Here is a 16,897-nt window from a genome sequence, read left to right on the forward strand (position 1 = left end):
ATTCCGTTGTCTCCGCCCGGTGCGATTCGAGCGGGGCGAACGATGCCCGGAACCCATGAATTTTCCCTTTTCGAAGCGGTTCTTCATCAATCTGGCGATTCTGGCGCTCGTGATCGGCCTGAACGTGCTCGTCGTTCGCCTGCTGATTCCCGCGCCGCGCCCGGTCGACGGGCCGGTCGGCGCGCAGGCGGCGCTGTCTGTCGTCGCGACGATGCTGGCGAGCGCCGCGCTGCTCGGCTATCTGTTCGGCGCTCGCCGGCAGCCGGGCGCGGGGCGGGCGGGCCTCGCGCTCGGGCGGCTGCGTCACGACGAGCGCTTTCACGATCTATTCGAAGCGCATCCGGTGCCGATGTACGTGTTCGAGCGCGGCACGCTGCGGTTTCTCGCGGTGAACGCGGCGACCGTCGAGCAGTACGGCTATGCCGAGCACGAATTCCTCGCGATGACGCTGCGCGACCTGCACGATCCGGACCACGTGGCCCGGCTCGAATCGCATCTGCAGCACATCGACGCGCTGGCCTCGAGCGGGCGCACGACGGCCGGCGTCTGGCATCACCGCCGCCGCGACGGCTCGCTCGTCTGCGCCGAGGTCTCGCATCACTCGCTGACGTTCATGGGTCGCGACGCGGTGTTCGTGCTCGCCGACGACGTGACCGTGCAGTTGCGGGCCGAGGCCGAGGCGCAGCGCTCGAACCAGATGCTCGAACTCGTGATCGACAACATCCCGCAGCGCATCTTCTGGAAGGACAGCGAGTCGCGCTACCTCGGCTGCAACATGGCGTTCGCGCGCGACGCCGGGCTGGCCTATCCCGAGCAGGTCGTCGGCAAGACCGACCTCGATCTCGCGTGGCGCGAATACGCCGACGCCCTGCGCGAGCAGGACCGCCGGGTCATCGAATCGGGCATGCCGCGCATGAACGTCGAGATCGACTTCCAGATCGACGGCGTGCCCCGCACGATCGTCGCGAGCAAGGTGCCGCTGCTCGACGGCGGCCGCGTGATCGGCACGCTCGGCTCGTACACCGACACCACCGAGCGCAAGCGCGCCGATCTCGCGCTGCGCCTGCAAAGCCGCGCGCTCGACGCGAGCGTGAATGCGATCCTGATCACGGGGCCGGGCGCGGGCGGCAACCTGATCGAGTATGCGAATCCGGCCTTCCGGCGCATCACGGGCTACGACCCGGGCGAGGTGATCGGTCAGGACTGCCGGCTGCTCCAGCGCGACGACCGCGATCAGGACGGCCTCGTGGCGATCCGCGAGGCGCTCGCGGCGAATCGCGAGGTGAGCGCGGTGCTGCGCAACTACCGCAAGGACGGCGCGCTGTTCTGGAATCACCTGCTGATCGCGCCGGTGCCGGACCACGACGGCAGGATTACCCATCACATCGGCATCATCAACGACGTGACCGAGCTCATCCGCTATCAGGAGCAGCTCGAATACCAGGCGAACTACGACGGCCTCACGCTGCTGCCCAACCGCAACCTGCTGCGCGAGCGGTTGCAGCGGGCGCTCGACGCGGCGCGGCGCGGCGCGCGCGGGCTGGCCGTGGTGTTCATCGACCTCGACGGCTTCAAGAACGTGAACGACAGCCTCGGCCACAGCGTCGGGGACCGGCTGCTCGGCGTGGTCGCGGAGCGGCTCGCGCGCTGCGCGCGGCCCGGCGACACGGTGGCGCGTCACGGCGGCGACGAGTTCGTGATCGTGATGACCGACGCGGTGGACGAGCCGGCGCTGATTCAATGGATGGAGCGTGCCCGCGCGATGCTCTCCGAGCCGGTCTGGCTCGACGGCACCGAGCTTTACGTCGGATGCAGCATGGGCGCGAGCGTTTATCCGCGCGACGGCGGCGATGCCGAAACGCTGCTCAAGAAGGCCGACATCGCGATGTACTGCGCGAAGGACATGGGACGCAACACGTTCCAGTTCTTCCGGCCCGCGATGAACGCGAGCGCCGACGAGCGGATGAACCTCGAGCGGCGGCTGCGCCGCGCGCTGCGCGACGACGAGTTCCTGTTGCACTACCAGCCGCAGGTGAGCGCCGACACGGGCCGCATCGTCGGCATGGAGGCGCTCGTGCGCTGGCTCGACCCCGAGGTCGGCCTCGTGCCGCCGTCGATCTTCATTCCGGTGGCCGAGGAGAGCGGGCTCATCGGGCCGCTTTCCGACTGGGTGCTGCGCGAGGCCTGCCGGCAGAACAAGGTCTGGCAAGAGAGCGGACTGCCGCCGGCGCGCGTGTCGGTGAACCTTTCGACGAAAGTGCTCCAGCAGCGCGACGTCGTTCAACTGGTCTCGCAGGTGCTGGCGGAGAGCGGGCTCGAGGCGCGCTACCTCGAGCTCGAGCTGACCGAGAGCGCGCTGATGGGCAACGCCGACGAGGCCGTGTCGATGCTCAGCGAGCTGCACGCGCTCGGCGTCAGTCTCGCCATCGACGATTTCGGCACCGGCTATTCGAGCCTCAGCTACCTGAAGCGGCTCTCGGTGGACCGGCTCAAGATCGACCGCTCGTTCGTCTCGGACATCGGCACGAACACCGACGACGAGACCATCACGTCGGCGATCATCGCGCTCGCGCATTCGCTGCAGTTGCAGGTGATCGCCGAAGGCGTGGAGACGTCGGCGCAGGTCGATTTTCTGCGCGAGCGCGCCTGCGACGAGATGCAGGGCTTCTTCTTCGCGCGGCCGGTGCCGGGCGAGGCCGCCGCCGCGCTGCTCCGGGCGGGCACGGCGCGCGGCGAGCGCGTCAGTCCGGCTTAGGGCCTGTCGTCGGCGCGAAGACCCTGGCGCGAAGATGTCGGCGCGAACCGACCCGGCGGGGGCCGGCCGCCGTCGGCGCGAGCCGGTCAATCGTGCGAACCGACCCTCGGTAGCGGCCGCGGGCGGCGGTTGTTGTCGGTCGCCACGTAGGTCAGCGTGGCCTCGGTCACCTTCACGACTTCGTCCGAGAGGCGCATGCGCTGCGCGTACACCTCGACCTCGATCGTCACCGACGTGTTGCCCGTCTTCACGATGTCCGCGTAGAAGCTCAGCAGGTCGCCGACGAACACCGGCTGCTTGAACACGAACGAATTGACGGCGACCGTCGCCACGCGACCGTTCGCGCGGCGGCTGGCGGGGATGGAGCCGGCGATGTCGACCTGCGACATGATCCAGCCGCCGAATACGTCGCCGTGCACGTTCGCGTCCGAGGGCTGCGGGACGACCCGCAGCGCGGGCGGCTTTTGCGGAAGGAGGACGGATTCGGTCATCGGGGCATCCATGTGGGGACAACGGGCGCGAGCGACGCGCATCGCCTTCTGCGACAATAGGCGGACGATAAATTGTACGGGAAAGCGCGGGGCGGCGACGGGCCGCTTCCGGGCACGGCCGCGGGGCGCCGCTTCTCCCGTCCCCTTCCCGTTTGCAGGCTGGTCCCCTATTCCATGCGCCGTTTTCCCGCTTCGAGCGAACCGCCGCCGCCCGCCGCCGGGCCGCGCAACGACTGGCAGACCATCGTCTCGCTGCTGCCCTATCTGGCCGCGTACCGCTGGCGCGTCGGGCTCGCGCTGACCTGCCTCATCGGCGCGAAGGTCGCCAATCTCGGCGTGCCGATCGTGATGAAGCACATCGTCGACAACCTCGCGTCGGTCCGGCATCTGACCGCGCTCGGCCGCGCCGAACATGCGCCCGGCATCGTGCTGATGGGCGGCGTCGGCCTGCTCGTGCTTGCCTACGCGGTGGTGCGCCTGTCCACCTCGCTCTTCACCGAGCTGCGCGAGATCCTGTTCTCGAAGGTGACCGAGAGCGCGGTCCGGCAGCTTGCGCTGAAAGTGTTCCGGCATCTGCACGGGCTGTCGCTGCGGTTCCACCTCGAGCGGCAGACGGGTGGCATGTCGCGCGACATCGAGCGCGGCACGCGCGGCATCACGCAGCTCATTTCCTACTCGCTCTACAGCATTCTGCCGACGCTCGTCGAGGTCGGGCTCGTGCTCGGCTTCTTCGTGGTTCGCTACGAGGCGTATTACGCCGTCGTCACGCTGATCGCGCTCGTCGCCTACATCGCGTTCACCGTGAAGATGACCGAGTGGCGCAGCCATTTTCGCCGCACCATGAACGAGCTCGATTCGCGCGCGAATTCACGCGCGATCGATTCGCTGCTCAACTACGAGACCGTCAAGTATTTCGGCAACGAGGCGTGGGAGGCGCGGCGCTACGACGAGAACCTCAAGCGCTACCGGGCCGCCGCGATCAAGTCCCAGTATTCGCTCTCGGTGCTGAACTTCGGGCAGCAGGCCATCATCGGCATCGGGCTCGTGTTCATTCTCTGGCGCGCGACGCAGGGCGTGATGGCGGGCCGCCTCACGCTCGGCGACCTCGTGCTCATCAACACGTTCATGCTGCAGCTCTACATCCCGCTGAATTTTCTCGGCGTCGTGTATCGGGAGCTCAAGCAGAGCCTCATCGACATGGATCGCATGTTCACGCTGCTCGATGTGTCGCGCGAGGTGGCCGACGCGCCCGATGCCCCGGCGCTCGCGGTGCGCGGCGGCGAGGTGCGGTTCGAGCACGTGAACTTCGGCTACGAGCCGTCGCGGCAGATCCTGCGCGACACGAGCTTCACGATCGCCGCCGGCACGACGACGGCCGTGGTCGGACACAGCGGCTCGGGCAAGTCGACGCTCGCGCGGCTCCTGTTCCGCTTCTACGACCTGGAACGCGGGACGGGCGGCGCGATTTCCGTCGACGGGCAGGACATCCGCGACGTGACGCAGGATTCGCTGCGCGCGTCGATCGGCATCGTGCCGCAGGACACGGTGCTCTTCAACGACACGATCTACTACAACATCGCCTACGGCCGTCCGTCGGCCACGCGCGACGAGGTGATCGCGGCGGCGCGGGCCGCGCACATCCACGCGTTCGTCGAGAGCCTGCCGCAGGGTTACGACACGCCCGTCGGCGAGCGCGGGCTCAAGCTTTCGGGCGGCGAGAAGCAGCGCGTCGCGATCGCGCGCACGCTGCTCAAGAACCCGCCGATCCTCGTGTTCGACGAGGCGACCTCGGCGCTCGATTCGCGCTCCGAGCGCGCGATCCAGGGCGAGCTCGACCAGATCGCCCGCGAGCGCACGACGCTCGTCATCGCGCACCGGCTTTCGACGGTCGTGCACGCGCAGCAGATCATCGTGATGGATCACGGACGCATCGTCGAGCGCGGCACGCACGCGCAACTGCTGCGCGCGGGCGGCCTGTTCGCGCAAATGTGGGCGCTGCAGCAGCGCGCGCAGTCGGAGACGGCGGAAGCGAAAGAAGAGTCGGCGCACGCCGGCGAGTCGCAGGGCGCGTAGCGGGGCGGAAGCCGAGCCTCGCGGGCGCGGCCGTTCCGTGCCCCAGGCCCCGGTTCCCGGGTCTTTCGGCGCGCCGGCTTCGGGGCATGGTCGGGCCGGATCGGGCTTTAGCGGTCGCTTTTCCCGCGCAGTCGCGCATCGAGCGACGTGAGCTGCGCGGGCGTGCCGACGTTTTCCCAGCATCCCTCGTAAAGCTCGCCGCTCGCGCGGCCCAGCGCGATCGCGTCGCGATAGTACGGGCCGAGCGCGCGCTTCGTGCCGCGCGGCAGGTCGCGGAACATCCGCGTGTCGTACAGACCGATGTTGCCGAACGTGTAGCGTGGCGCGCCGTCCGGCGTATCCGGCGTCAGACGGCCGTTTGCGAGGCCGAAGTCGCCCGCGCGGTGATACGGCGGGTTCGGCACCATCACGAGGTGCATGCCGGGTTCGGGCTGTCGCGCGAGGGCCTCGGCCCGTGCCGCGAGCGTCGCGTAGTCGAAATCGGTGTAGACGTCGCCGCTCACGGCGAGAAACACAGCCGGCCGGCCTCCGGTTTCGAGGCGGTCGAGCGCCTGCGCGATGCCGCCGGCCGTCTCGAGCGCCTCGCCTTCGGCCGAGTAGGCGAGCGTCACGCCCCAGCGCGCGCCGTCGCCGAGCGCGGCCTCGATCTGCGCGCCGAGCCATGCGTGATTGACGACGATCGTCGTGAAGCCGGCCGAGGCGAGGCGCTCGATCTGCCATTCGATCAGCGCCTTGCCGCCCGCGCGCAGGAGCGGCTTGGGGCAGGTGTCGGTGAGCGGGCGCATGCGTTCGCCGCGGCCGGCGGCGAAGATCATTGCCCGGCGGTCGAAGGGGGCCTGGGTCATGGGCGGCAGGGGACGAGGGTCACGGCGGCGGGTCAGAACGTGTAGCCGGTTTCGGCGCCCTGGCCGCGCAGCTCGTCGACGAGTCGCGCGAAGGCCGCGAGCGGCGCGTAGCGGTGCGCGACGCGGCTCGCGTAGCCGAGGAAGCGCGGCAGGTCGGCGAGGTAATGCGGTTTGCCGTCGCGATAGTTGATCCGGCAGAAGATCCCGAGCACCTTGATGTGCCGCTGCAGGCCCATCCACTCGAGCTGCCGGTAGAACTCGCCGAAGTCCGGATCGACGGGCAGGCCCGCCTTCTTCGCCCGTTCCCAGTACCAGGCGAAACAGTCGAGCTCGAAGGCCTCGTCCCAACTGATGAACGCGTCGCGCAGCAGCGAGGCGACGTCGTAGGTGATCGGCCCGCAGACGGCGTCCTGGAAGTCGAGCACGCCGGGGTTCGGCGTCGCGATCATGAGGTTGCGCGGCATGAAATCGCGCAGCATGAACACCTGCGGCTGGGCGCGCGCGCTCGAGGCCAGCAGCGCGAACGTCCGGTCGAGCACGCCGCGCGTCGCCGTGTCGAGTTCGCGGCCCAGGTGCCGGCCGAGATACCACTCGGGCATCAGCTCCATCTCGCGCAGCAGGAACGCCTCGTCGAACGGCGGCAGCACGTTCTCGCGCGAGGCGAGCTGCCAGCGGATCAGCGCGTCGAGCGCGTCGCGCATGAGTTCGCGCGAGCGGCTGCCCTCGCCGGCGTCGCCGAGCGCCTTCAGGTAGGACTGCGTGCCGAGGTCGGTGACGAGCATCAGGCCCGCGTCGAAATCGACCTCCAGCACCCGCGGCACGTGCACGCCCGCCTCGTCGAGCAGTTGCGCGACCTGGGCGAACTCGCGGCACTTTTCGGGCGGCGGCGCGTCGACGGCGATCAGCGTGGCGCCGTGCGCGCCGCCGCTCGCGATCCGGAAATAGCGGCGAAAGCTCGCGTCGGCCGAGGCCGGCACGAGGGTGTCGAGGTCGAGTGCGTATTGCGGCGAACGGGAGCGCAGCCAGGCGCGGAGCAGATCGAGACGGGCGTCGGCGGGACCGGGCGCGGCGGTAGGGGTCATGAAAGCCGGGTGCAAAATCAGGTGGGTCAACGTCTTGCCATATAATACCCCACGACTTTTTTGACGCGATTCGCGCCAGAGCCCGTGCAAGCGGTTCGGCCGCCCCGCCCGTCGCCAGCCTCGCCCGGCGGATGCCATCGATCACGCATGGGCCGGCCGTCGCGGCCCGGCTGCGCGGGCGGCCCGCCGCCACACGGGCGGAAGGGCGGCCGGATCGATTCGCCAAAACCCATACATGCCGCCCAGACAGTTTTTCCAGATACGCTCCACCAGTGACGACGGCATGCCGGGCATGCGGCGGCTCATCGCGGCGCTCATGGCCGTGCCGGGCCTCGTGCCCGCGTTCGCGCACGCGCAGCTTGCGGGCGACGCCGCGCAGCCGCAGCCGCTCGACGGCCAGTGGAGCCTGCGGCTCGCGCCGCAGCTCGAAGACCATCTGCTCGCGCCGGGCCAGCGCCCGTCGGTCTTCGTCATCGGCGATTCGACCACGGGCACGGCGGACACCGACGTCTCGGTGAAGGGCTCGGCGGAGTTGCGCCGCTACCAGTCCGTCATCAAGGCCGACGCGCTGCACTACGACGAAGACACGGACATGGCCGACGCCTACGGCAACGTCCAAGTCAACGAGGACGGCACGCTGTTTTCCGGTCCGGAGGGGCATCTGCAGGTCGACTCGGACGAGGGCTTCATGCCCGCGCCGAAGTACCATTTCACGGAGACGGGCGGCTCGGGCAGCGCCGCGCGGGCGGACCTGCTCGACAACGAGCGTTCGGTGCTGACGAACGGCACCTACACGGCCTGCCAGTGCACGTCGAACCCGTCCTGGTACATCAAGGGCAGCGAATTCGACTTCGACACGGGCAACGACGAGGGCGTCGCGCACAACGCCGTGCTGTTCTTCCAGAACGTCCCGCTTTTCGCGACGCCGTGGATGTCGTTCCCGCTCTCGGGCGACCGGCGCAGCGGGCTGTTGCCGCCGATGTTCTCGGTGAGCTCGACCAACGGCTACGAAGTCGCGCTGCCGTACTACTTCAACATCGCGCCGAACCGCGACCTGACGTTCACGCCGGAGCTGATCTCGAAGCGCGGTATTTTCACTCAGGCGAACTACCGGTATCTGTCGGCGAACTACTCCGGCTCGATCACCGGCGAATTCCTGCCCGACGACGCGATCACGAAGACCAACCGCTACGCGCTGTACATCCAGCACAACCAGAACTTCGGCAACGGTTTCGGCGGCTACATCTCGTACAACAAGGTGTCGGACAACACCTACCCCGAGGATCTGGGCCAGAGCGCGAACGAGATCATCAACGGCACGCAACTGCTGTACCAGCAGGAAGCGGGCCTCACGTACAACAACGGGCCGTGGTCGGTGCTCGCGCGCGAGCAGCACTGGCAGACGCTCGCGCCGTCGGTCGCGCCGTACGGACGCGAGCCCGAGTTGAACGTGAAATACTCGAAGTACAACGTCGACGGCTTCGACTTCGGCGCCACGGCCGACTATTCGCGCTTCACGATTACGACGCCGGATTCGACCGTGGGCGACCGCATCTCCTTCGACCCGTACCTGTCGTACACGCTGATGGGGCCGGGCTATTTCGTTACGCCGAAGGTGCAGTGGCACTTCGCGTCGTACAACCTGACCAACATCGGCACGGGCGCGGTGGCGGGCCAGCCGAAGGACTTCACCGAGTCCGTGCCGACTCTGAGCTTCGATTCGGGGCTCGTGTTCGAGCGCTCGGTTCACCTGTTCGGCGCGGATTACATCCAGACGCTGGAACCGCGCCTGTACTACGTCTACACGCCGTATCGCAACCAGTACTTCGCTCCGTTGTTCGATACGGCCGAGGCGGACTTCGGCCTCGCGGAAATCTTCACGCCGAACACGTTCGTCGGCGACGACCGCATCGCCGACGCAAACCGGGTCACGGCCGCGCTCACGACGCGCTTCATCGACCCGACGACGGGCGACGAGCGCGCGCGCTTCGTGCTCGCCGAGCAGTACTACATCCAGGACCAGCGCCTCGCGCTGCTGCCCGGCGAGACGACGCCCTCGACCGGGAGCCACTCGGACGTCATCGCCGGGGCATCGCTGAAGCTCGGGGCCGGTTTCGCTTCGCAAACCGCGATCTCATATAATGTCGACGACGACGACATCGCCCAGGCGACGGCGGGCTTTGGCTACAGTCCGGGGACCGGTCGCGTGCTGAATCTGGCGTACACGTATACTCGCGCCGACGCCACGCTCGACTACGAGCCGATCAACCAGATCCTGATTTCGGCGCAATGGCCGCTTTCGCACCGGGTGTACGGCGTAGGTCGTTTCAACTACGATCTCAGCGGGCATCAGGTCATCGACGGGCTGATCGGCCTGCAATACGACGCGGACTGCTGGACCATCGGCGTCGGCCTGCAGCACTACGTGAACGGCATAAACACCTCGGGCCTGCCGTCCTCGGGCACGCGCTTCCTGATGCAATTGACGCTCAAGGGATTGTCGAACGTCGACACGAGTCTCGTGACGGCGTTCAGGGAGAGCGTGCCGGGCTACACGCCGTTGCCGGGACCGCCGCCGCCGTCTTCGCGCTTTACCGACTATCAATGACGCACGCAGGGTTTCCGACGCTGCCGCGGCCGGCAGCATGCCGGCGCGGCGCTCGACGGGATGCAGGCAGGCGGGCGCTGTTGCCCGCCATCACTGGAGTATCGTGGGAATCATGAAAAAGCTTCGCCTGGCAGCGCTCGCTGCGAGTCTTTCCATCGCCGCGTGGTTTTTGCCGATCGCTCCGGCACAGGCCCAGCGTGCCGGCGTTCCGGCACCGGTCGCGAGCGCTCCCGCGGCTCCCGCACCGGCCACGGCCGAGGGCGCCAGCGCCCCGGATCAGGCGCAGAGCACGGCCGTCGTCCCGGTGCAGGTCCAGAGCTCGGGTGATACGGCGGATACCGCGGCCCAGCCCCAGCCCGTGGACGCGATCGCGGCCATCGTCAACGAAGGCGTGATCACGCAGCGCGAGCTCGACGAGCGCGTGGGCCTCATCGCGCGGCGCCTCGCCCAGCAGAACGCGCCGGTGCCGCCGATGGACCAGTTGCGCGGCCAGGTGCTCAACCAGCTAGTGCTCGAACGCATCCAACTGCAAAAGGCGGAAGACGACGGCATCAGGATCGACGACGCGACCGTGCAGCGCACGCTCGAGCGTCTCGCGCAGGCCAATCACATGGACCTCGCCACCTATCGCTCGCGCATCGAGGCCGAAGGCGTGCCGTGGACCACGTTCACGAACGACGCGCGCACCGAGCTCACGCTCTCGCGGCTGCGCGAGCAGGAGGTCGACAGCAAGGTCACCGTGTCGGACGCCGAAGTGGCGAACTACGTCGCGAGCCAGCGCGGACCGGATGCCGGCCAGGCCAACGATCTGCACTTCGAGCACATCCTGCTGAAGGCTCCGCGCAACGCGCCCCAGATCGACATCGACGCGGCCGAGGTCAGGGCGCAGGCGGTGCTCAAGGACGCGCTCGGCGGCGCCAATTTCGAGCGGCTCGCGAGGTCCGATTCGCAGGCGGCCGACGCGCGCAAGGGCGGCGATCTCGGCTTTCTGCCGGCCTCGAAGCTGCCGGCCGAATTCGTGACGGCCGCCTCGACGCTGTACCCGGGCGAGGTGAATCCGTCCGTGATCCGGACCGACCAGGGGTTCGAGATCGTGCGCCTCGTCGAGCGCCGCCCGAGTCTCGGCACGAATTCCGGCGACACGCCGAGAATCGTCCAGACGCACGTGCGCCACATTCTGCTGCGCGTCGGCGACGGCGCGTCCGAACAGCAGGCGCGCGACCGGCTGCTCGACATCCGCCGGCAGATTCTGGCGGGCGGCGATTTCGCCAGCTTCGCCCGCACCTGGTCGCAGGACGGGTCCGCGTCGCAAGGCGGCGATCTCGGCTGGGTCAGCCCGGGCGAGACGGTGCCGGAGTTCGAGCGCGCGATGAACAGCCTCCAGGTCGGCCAGGTCAGCGAACCCGTGCGCACCGAGTACGGCTATCACCTGATCCAGGTGCTGGGCCGCCGCGACGCGGAAGGCTCGGTGGCGCAGCAACTGGAACTCGCGCGCCAGGCGATCGGCCAGCGCAAGGCCGAGCAGGCCTACGCGGACTGGCTCCGGCAGCTACGCGACAGTTCCTACGTCGAGTACAAGATCAACATGGCCAGCGCGCAGTAGGGTCGCGCGGGCGTCTCGGGAAAACGTATCGTGAACGTCGCCGCTTCGTCGTCCGGGGTTGCCTCGCGGGGATCGGGGCCGCTGCGCATCGCGATCACGACCGGCGAGCCGGCCGGCGTCGGCCCGGAGTTGACGGCCGCGGCGCTGGCCGGCGCCGCGGCCCGCTGGCGCGACGCGCAGTTCGTCGTGCTCGGCGACCGGACGCTCGTCGCCGCGCGTGCCGCCGCGGTGGGCGTCGACTGGGCCGCGCTGGCCGACGCGACCGACGCCTCCGGGTTCGCGCGCGTGCGCGTCGAGCATCTGCCGCTCGCCGCGCCGGCCGAGGCCGGCCGGCTCGACGCCGCGAACGGCCGTTACGTGCTGGCGCTGCTCGACCGGGCGATCGACGGCGCGGTGGCCGGCGAGTTCGACGCGATCGTCACGGCGCCGCTGCAAAAGAGCACGATCAACGATGCCGGCGTGCCGTTCACGGGCCACACCGAATACCTGGCCGAGCGCACGCGCACGCCGCGCGTCGTCATGATGCTGGCCGGCACGAGCGGGCCGCGTCCGCTGCGCGTGGCGCTCGCGACCACGCATCTGCCGCTGCGGGACGTGGCCGACGCGCTCACCGTCGAGAGTCTCGTCGACACGCTGCGTATCATCGATCGCGACCTGCGCCGGCATTTCGGCGTGCCGCAACCGCGCATACTCGTGACGGGCCTCAATCCGCACGCCGGCGAGCACGGCTACCTCGGGCGCGAGGAAATCGACGTGATCGGCCCCGCACTCTCGATCGTCGGCGCCGGGGGCATCGACGCGCGCGGGCCGTACCCCGCCGATACGCTGTTCCAGCCGCGCTACCTGAACGAAGCCGACTGCGTGCTCGCGATGTACCACGACCAGGGGCTGCCGGTGCTCAAGTACGCGACGTTCGGCGAAGGCATCAACGTCACGCTCGGCCTGCCGATCGTGCGGACCTCGGTCGATCACGGCACGGCGCTCGATCTCGCCGGCACCGGCCGCGCGGACGCGGGCAGCCTGATCGCGGCGCTCGACACGGCCGTTGCGATGGCGCGCCATCGCCGCGCGGCCTGATTTTTCCTTCCTTTCGACGATGTCCACCAGCAGACAGCACCAGGGCCATTTCGCGCGCAAGCGTTTCGGGCAGAACTTTCTGGTCGACATGGGCGTGATCGATTCGATCGTCGGCGTGATCCGGCCGCAGCGCGGCGAGCGCATGGTCGAGATCGGCCCGGGGCTCGGCGCGTTGACCGGGCCGCTCGTCGAGCGGCTCGCGACGCCGGAGGCGCCGCTCCACGCCGTCGAACTCGACCGCGATCTGATCGGGCGGCTGCAACAGCGCTTCGGTGCGCTGCTCGAACTGCACGCGGGCGATGCGCTCGCGTTCGATTTCGGCGCGCTGGCCGCGCCGGGCGAGGTGCCGTCTCTGCGCATCGTCGGCAACCTGCCGTACAACATTTCTAGCCCGCTGCTCTTTCATCTCGCGCGCTTCGCGCCCTGCGTGATCGATCAGCACTTCATGCTGCAGAACGAGGTGGTCGAGCGGATGGTGGCCGAGCCCGGCAGCAAGGCATTCGGCCGGCTCACGGTGATGCTGCAGTACCGCTACGTGATCGACAAGCTGCTCGACGTGCCGCCCGAGGCGTTCCAGCCGCCGCCCAAGGTCGATTCGGCGATCGTGCGGATGATTCCGTACGCGCCGCACGAGCTGCCGGTCGTGGACGAGGCGGTGCTCGGCGAATTCGTGACGGCGGCGTTTTCGCAGCGGCGCAAGATGCTGCGCAACACGCTTGCGGCCTGGCGCGAGCGCCTCGATTTCGAGGCGCTCGGTTTCGATCTCGCGCGACGGGCGGAGGACGTGCCCGTGCCCGAGTACGTGCGGGCGGCGCAGGCGATTGCTGCCGGCGGCACGCCGGCGGGACACTGAGGGAAGGGCGGCCCGAAGCGGTTCGCCGCCCGATTCCCGCCGGGGCAGGACGGGCGGCGGAAACTCAGGCCGCAGCGGCCGTGTCGAGCCCGGCCTCGTAAGCCTTCAAATGACTGTAGGCGATGCGCAGCACGGTCGGCTCCGCGGTCTGCTGCTGGGCCGCGCCGCCGCGGCGCACGAGGTCGCCGAGAATGTGGTCGGCTTCGGTGCGCGAGCCGTTGCGCACGTCGCGCAGCATCGAGGCGGTCAGCGGCGAGCCGGCGGCGAACAGGATCGGGCGAGTGCGCGCGAGAAACGCCTCGCTGACCGCGAAGCCGTTTTCGGCCGCCACGGCACGGCATTCGTCGAACAGTCGCGCGACGACGCGCTGGCCGTCCGGCGTGCCGAGAATGTCGCCGACCGACGCCCGGAACAGGCAGGTGCTGCCCGCCAGCGTCGCGAGGAACACCCATTTCTCCCACATTTCCTGCAGGATCCGCTCGCTTGCCTTGAGGTCGAAGCCGGCGTTGCCGAGCACGTCGGCGACGGCGCGCACGCGCTCCGACAGGCCGCCGCCGAGCTCGCCGAACGCGATCGCGTGAGCCTCGTTCAGATGCACGATCTCGCGCTGGGCGTTGAGCGTCGCCGCGATCAGGCAGGTGCCGCCGAGCACGGCCTGCTCGCCGAAACGCTGCTGCAGCGTTTCCAGATGCCGCATGCCGTTCAGGAACGGCACGATGAGCGTCGACGCGCCGACGGCCGGTGCGAAGGAGGCGATGGCGTCGTCGAGATCGTAGGCCTTGCAGCTCAGCAGGACGAGGTCGAACGGCTCGCGTAGCGAGTCGCGCGTGACGGTCTGAACGTCGCGCAGCGTCAGGTCGCCGTGCGGACTGCGGATGACGAGCCCCGCCTCGCGCAACTGCGCGGCGCGCGCGGGGCGCACGAGAAACGTCACGTCCCGGCCGGCCGCTGCGAGGCGTCCGCCGAAATAACCGCCCAGCGCGCCCGCGCCGATCACCAGAATCCGCATGTCTGCTCCTTCGCCGGCCCCGTTGGGGCCGATGGTCCAATTGTCCGTTCGTGGGGGCGGCGCCTCGTGCGCCAAGTGTCCGGAAACGCCGCCTATGCTAGAGCAAACCGCCCGGCCGCGCTGGCGTCGGCACAGGCAGCGAGAAAACGGGGGCGAGGCGCTGGCCGGCAGGCAATTTGTGTTTTTGGTACAGTCCGGGTTTTCACGAAGGCAAAACGGAGTACACGATGCGCCTGCTTCATACGATGATCCGGGTCGGCAATCTCGACCGCTCGGTCAAGTTCTACACCGAGCTGCTCGGCATGAAACTGCTGCGCCGTCAGGACTATCCCGACGGCAAGTTTACGCTGGCTTTCGTCGGCTATACGGACGAGCGCGACGGCGCCGTGATCGAGCTGACCCACAACTGGGACACGCCGTCCTACGACCTCGGCGCGGGCTTTGGCCACCTCGCGATCGAGGTCGAGGACGCCTACGCCGCCTGCGAGAAGATCAAGGCGCAGGGCGGGACGGTCGTGCGCGAAGCCGGTCCGATGAAGCACGGTACGACCGTCATCGCATTCATCGCCGATCCGGACGGCTACAAGATCGAGTTCATCCAGAAAAAGACGTAAGCCCCGCCCTTGCCGCGTAACGACGGCGGTGCATGTCGCCGTCGTCGCGCGGCAAGCAGGCATGGAATCGGCCGGGCAAGCCGGCCGCGAAATGCGGCTTGCTGCGGCTTGCAACCCCGCGACCCGCGTTTCGCCCGCGTTCGCGCGGGCAGAACGGCCGCCCCGGTGCCGCCCGGCTACAGCGCCGGCACCATCTCCGGCGGATGGTGCCGCAGCGTCTTCCTCGCCTCCCGGAACTCGGGAAAGATCGATTCGACCGTCTGCCAGAATCGCGGGCTGTGGTTCATCTCGCGCAGATGCGAGAGCTCGTGGGCGACGACGTAGTCGACGATCGAAAGCGGGAAGTGAATCAGCCGCCAATTGAGGCGGATGCGTCCGTCGCTCGAGCAACTGCCCCAGCGCGTCGCCGCCGACGAGAGCGCATAGGCGCGAAATTCCACGCCGAGTCTCGGCGCATACACCCGCAGCCGTTCCCCGAAGATCCGCGTCGCCTCGCCCTGCAGCCATCCCTGCACGCGATCCTTGATCTGTTGCGTCTCGGCATGGGGCGGCAGCGGCAGGGCCAGCACGTTCGTCTGCGCGTCGAAGACGAGCTGGCCCGCGCCGAGCGCGACGCGCATGGGTTTGCCGAGATACGGCACCTGCGCGCCGTCACGCCATTCGATGCGCGGCAGGGCGCGCTGTTCGGTGCGCGTTTGCCACTCGGCGAGCTTGGCGAAGATCCAGCGCTGCTTTTCGACGATCGCGCTCTCGATGTCGGCGAGCGTGACCCAACGCGGCGCGGTGATGGTGAGGCCGCTGCCGTCGATGGCGAAGCCGATCGAGCGGCGCGACGAGCGCTTGAGCCGGTAGTGGAGCGTTTGCGCGCCGAGCGCGAGCTTGCGCAGCTTCGTGCCGTCGGGCGCGAGCGGCGCGGCGGGGGACGTGGGAGAGCCAGGGCGCGTCGGGACGGCCGGCGGCGCAGACGAGACCGCAGCGGGCTCCGGCTCCACGAAGAGCGGCAGGTCGAGTTGCCGGTTATCGAGCGCCGCGGCGTGTCTTGGTGTGGGTGGCTTCTTCTGCATCGGACTGGCCTGCTCCGAAAAGGCGGGCGGCGCGAGGATTGCCCTGCGTGTCAGATCCGCGAGGCGACCGCCGCCGTTTGCGTCTCGCCGTACGCGGCGGGATCGATGCGTCGCATCTCGGCTTCGATCCAGGCCTCGACGCGTGTGTTGACTTCGTCCGGCGAGAGCCCGGCGGTGTCGATGGGCGGGCCGATCGACACCGTGACTATACCCGGATATTTGATGAACGAGTTGCGCGGCCAGACGCGCCCCGCGTTGTGCGCGATCGGCACGACGGGCGCGCCGGCCTCGACGGCGAAGCGCGCGCCGCCGCTCTTGTACTGACCCTGCCTGCCGACGGGCGTGCGCGTGCCCTCGGGGAACATGATGACCCAGGCGCCTTCGGCGAGGCGCGCCTTGCCTTGCCTCGTGACCGAGCGGAACGCGCGTATGCCTTCCCGGCGGTCGATGTGGACCATCTTCAGCATGCCGAGCGTCCAGCCGAAGAACGGGATGCGCAGCAGTTCGCGCTTGAACACGTAGCAGAGCGGGCGTGGCATCAGCGCGGGGAAGGCGAGCGTCTCCCAGGCCGACTGATGCTTCGAGAGCAGCACGGCCGGGCCGTCGGGCAGGTTCTCGAGGCCCAGCACGCGGCAACGGACGCCGTTGAGCCAGCGCAGGGCGAACATCGTCGTGCGGCACCAGCCGACCACGATCCGGTAGCGGCGATCCGCGTGCAGGAACGGAAACACCGCCATGCAGAAGATCGCGTAGGGCACCGTGAAGGCGATGAAGTAGACGAAGAGCAGCAGGGAGCGGAGAAAGCGCATCGGTCGGGGCCGGT

General features: G+C 68.8%; 13 protein-coding genes. 7 read left to right on the plus strand and 6 right to left on the minus strand.

Annotated elements, in window-relative coordinates:
* Positions 1–55 precede the first annotated feature (55 nt).
* A complete protein-coding gene (locus CY652_RS14905; protein ID WP_102131483.1) occupies positions 56–2,755 on the plus strand; it encodes a sensor domain-containing protein in 2,700 nt (899 codons plus the stop codon).
* An 86-nt stretch (positions 2,756–2,841) separates the two neighbouring features.
* Here the strand turns inward: CY652_RS14905 and CY652_RS14910 are convergent, their stop codons facing one another.
* On the minus strand, positions 2,842–3,246 hold the full coding sequence (locus CY652_RS14910) for an acyl-CoA thioesterase (protein WP_102131541.1): 405 nt from the start codon (positions 3,244–3,246) through the stop codon (positions 2,842–2,844).
* Between the two features lie 174 nt (positions 3,247–3,420).
* Here CY652_RS14910 and CY652_RS14915 point away from each other — a divergent pair, with 174 nt between their 5' ends.
* Entirely contained in the window at positions 3,421–5,319 is a 1,899-nt protein-coding gene (locus tag CY652_RS14915) for an ABCB family ABC transporter ATP-binding protein/permease (protein WP_102131484.1), read from the plus strand.
* Between the two features lie 107 nt (positions 5,320–5,426).
* Here CY652_RS14915 and murU read toward each other — a convergent pair whose 3' ends face one another.
* Together murU and CY652_RS14925 are read right to left on the minus strand one after the other, a co-directional pair.
* Positions 5,427–6,134, minus strand: coding sequence for an N-acetylmuramate alpha-1-phosphate uridylyltransferase MurU (gene murU / locus CY652_RS14920; protein ID WP_102131485.1), 708 nt, complete (start codon positions 6,132–6,134; stop codon positions 5,427–5,429).
* A 62-nt stretch (positions 6,135–6,196) separates the two neighbouring features.
* Positions 6,197–7,246 carry an aminoglycoside phosphotransferase family protein gene (locus CY652_RS14925; protein WP_102131486.1) on the minus strand — a complete coding sequence of 350 codons (1,050 nt, stop codon included), beginning with the start codon at positions 7,244–7,246 and terminating at the stop codon, positions 6,197–6,199.
* A 235-nt stretch (positions 7,247–7,481) separates the two neighbouring features.
* Between CY652_RS14925 and CY652_RS14930 the strand changes: the two genes are divergently transcribed.
* From CY652_RS14930 to rsmA, 4 genes are all read left to right on the plus strand, one after another.
* Entirely contained in the window at positions 7,482–9,854 is a 2,373-nt protein-coding gene (locus CY652_RS14930) for an LPS-assembly protein LptD (protein WP_258002327.1), read from the plus strand.
* 112 nt (positions 9,855–9,966) lie between these two features.
* Positions 9,967–11,457, plus strand: a complete 1,491-nt coding sequence (locus CY652_RS14935) for a peptidylprolyl isomerase (protein ID WP_102131488.1) — start codon at positions 9,967–9,969, stop codon at positions 11,455–11,457.
* 30 nt (positions 11,458–11,487) lie between these two features.
* On the plus strand, positions 11,488–12,534 hold the full coding sequence (gene pdxA, locus CY652_RS14940) for a 4-hydroxythreonine-4-phosphate dehydrogenase PdxA (protein WP_102131489.1): 1,047 nt from the start codon (positions 11,488–11,490) through the stop codon (positions 12,532–12,534).
* 19 nt (positions 12,535–12,553) lie between these two features.
* Entirely contained in the window at positions 12,554–13,387 is an 834-nt protein-coding gene (rsmA, locus tag CY652_RS14945) for a 16S rRNA (adenine(1518)-N(6)/adenine(1519)-N(6))-dimethyltransferase RsmA (RefSeq protein ID WP_102131490.1), read from the plus strand.
* 64 nt (positions 13,388–13,451) lie between these two features.
* Here rsmA and panE read toward each other — a convergent pair whose 3' ends face one another.
* Positions 13,452–14,396 (minus strand): 2-dehydropantoate 2-reductase, encoded by a 945-nt coding sequence (gene panE / locus CY652_RS14950; protein ID WP_102131491.1) that lies wholly within the window; start codon positions 14,394–14,396, stop codon positions 13,452–13,454.
* Between the two features lie 227 nt (positions 14,397–14,623).
* On the opposite strand from panE, the gene gloA reads away from it, so the two are divergent.
* Complete coding sequence (gene gloA, locus CY652_RS14955; protein WP_102131492.1) at positions 14,624–15,010, plus strand: lactoylglutathione lyase; 387 nt, start codon at positions 14,624–14,626, stop codon at positions 15,008–15,010.
* Between the two features lie 176 nt (positions 15,011–15,186).
* On the opposite strand, the gene CY652_RS14960 is transcribed toward gloA, so the two are convergent.
* Both CY652_RS14960 and CY652_RS14965 read right to left on the minus strand, forming a co-directional pair.
* A complete protein-coding gene (locus tag CY652_RS14960) occupies positions 15,187–16,074 on the minus strand; it encodes a M48 family metallopeptidase (RefSeq protein ID WP_102131493.1) in 888 nt (295 codons plus the stop codon).
* Positions 16,075–16,124: 50 nt separating this feature from the next.
* Positions 16,125–16,883, minus strand: coding sequence for a lysophospholipid acyltransferase family protein (locus CY652_RS14965; RefSeq protein ID WP_102131494.1), 759 nt, complete (start codon positions 16,881–16,883; stop codon positions 16,125–16,127).
* Between the last annotated feature and the right edge of the window lie 14 nt (positions 16,884–16,897).

It is taken from the genome of Burkholderia sp. WAC0059, assembly GCF_002870125.1.
Classification (GTDB): Bacteria; Pseudomonadota; Gammaproteobacteria; order Burkholderiales; family Burkholderiaceae; genus Paraburkholderia.

Coding starts and splice junctions, on each gene's coding strand:
- CY652_RS14935 (WP_102131488.1), top strand. CDS start 9,967: ATGAAAAAGCTTCGCCTGGCAGCGCTCGCTGCGAGTCTTTCCATCGCC.
- CY652_RS14915 (WP_102131484.1), top strand. CDS start 3,421: ATGCGCCGTTTTCCCGCTTCGAGCGAACCGCCGCCGCCCGCCGCCGGG.
- gloA (WP_102131492.1), top strand. CDS start 14,624: ATGCGCCTGCTTCATACGATGATCCGGGTCGGCAATCTCGACCGCTCG.
- CY652_RS14930 (WP_258002327.1), top strand. CDS start 7,482: ATGCCGCCCAGACAGTTTTTCCAGATACGCTCCACCAGTGACGACGGC.
- CY652_RS14925 (WP_102131486.1), bottom strand. CDS start 7,246: ATGACCCCTACCGCCGCGCCCGGTCCCGCCGACGCCCGTCTCGATCTG.
- CY652_RS14910 (WP_102131541.1), bottom strand. CDS start 3,246: ATGACCGAATCCGTCCTCCTTCCGCAAAAGCCGCCCGCGCTGCGGGTC.
- murU (WP_102131485.1), bottom strand. CDS start 6,134: ATGATCTTCGCCGCCGGCCGCGGCGAACGCATGCGCCCGCTCACCGAC.
- CY652_RS14905 (WP_102131483.1), top strand. CDS start 56: ATGAATTTTCCCTTTTCGAAGCGGTTCTTCATCAATCTGGCGATTCTG.
- rsmA (WP_102131490.1), top strand. CDS start 12,554: ATGTCCACCAGCAGACAGCACCAGGGCCATTTCGCGCGCAAGCGTTTC.
- CY652_RS14965 (WP_102131494.1), bottom strand. CDS start 16,883: ATGCGCTTTCTCCGCTCCCTGCTGCTCTTCGTCTACTTCATCGCCTTC.
- panE (WP_102131491.1), bottom strand. CDS start 14,396: ATGCGGATTCTGGTGATCGGCGCGGGCGCGCTGGGCGGTTATTTCGGC.
- CY652_RS14960 (WP_102131493.1), bottom strand. CDS start 16,074: ATGCAGAAGAAGCCACCCACACCAAGACACGCCGCGGCGCTCGATAAC.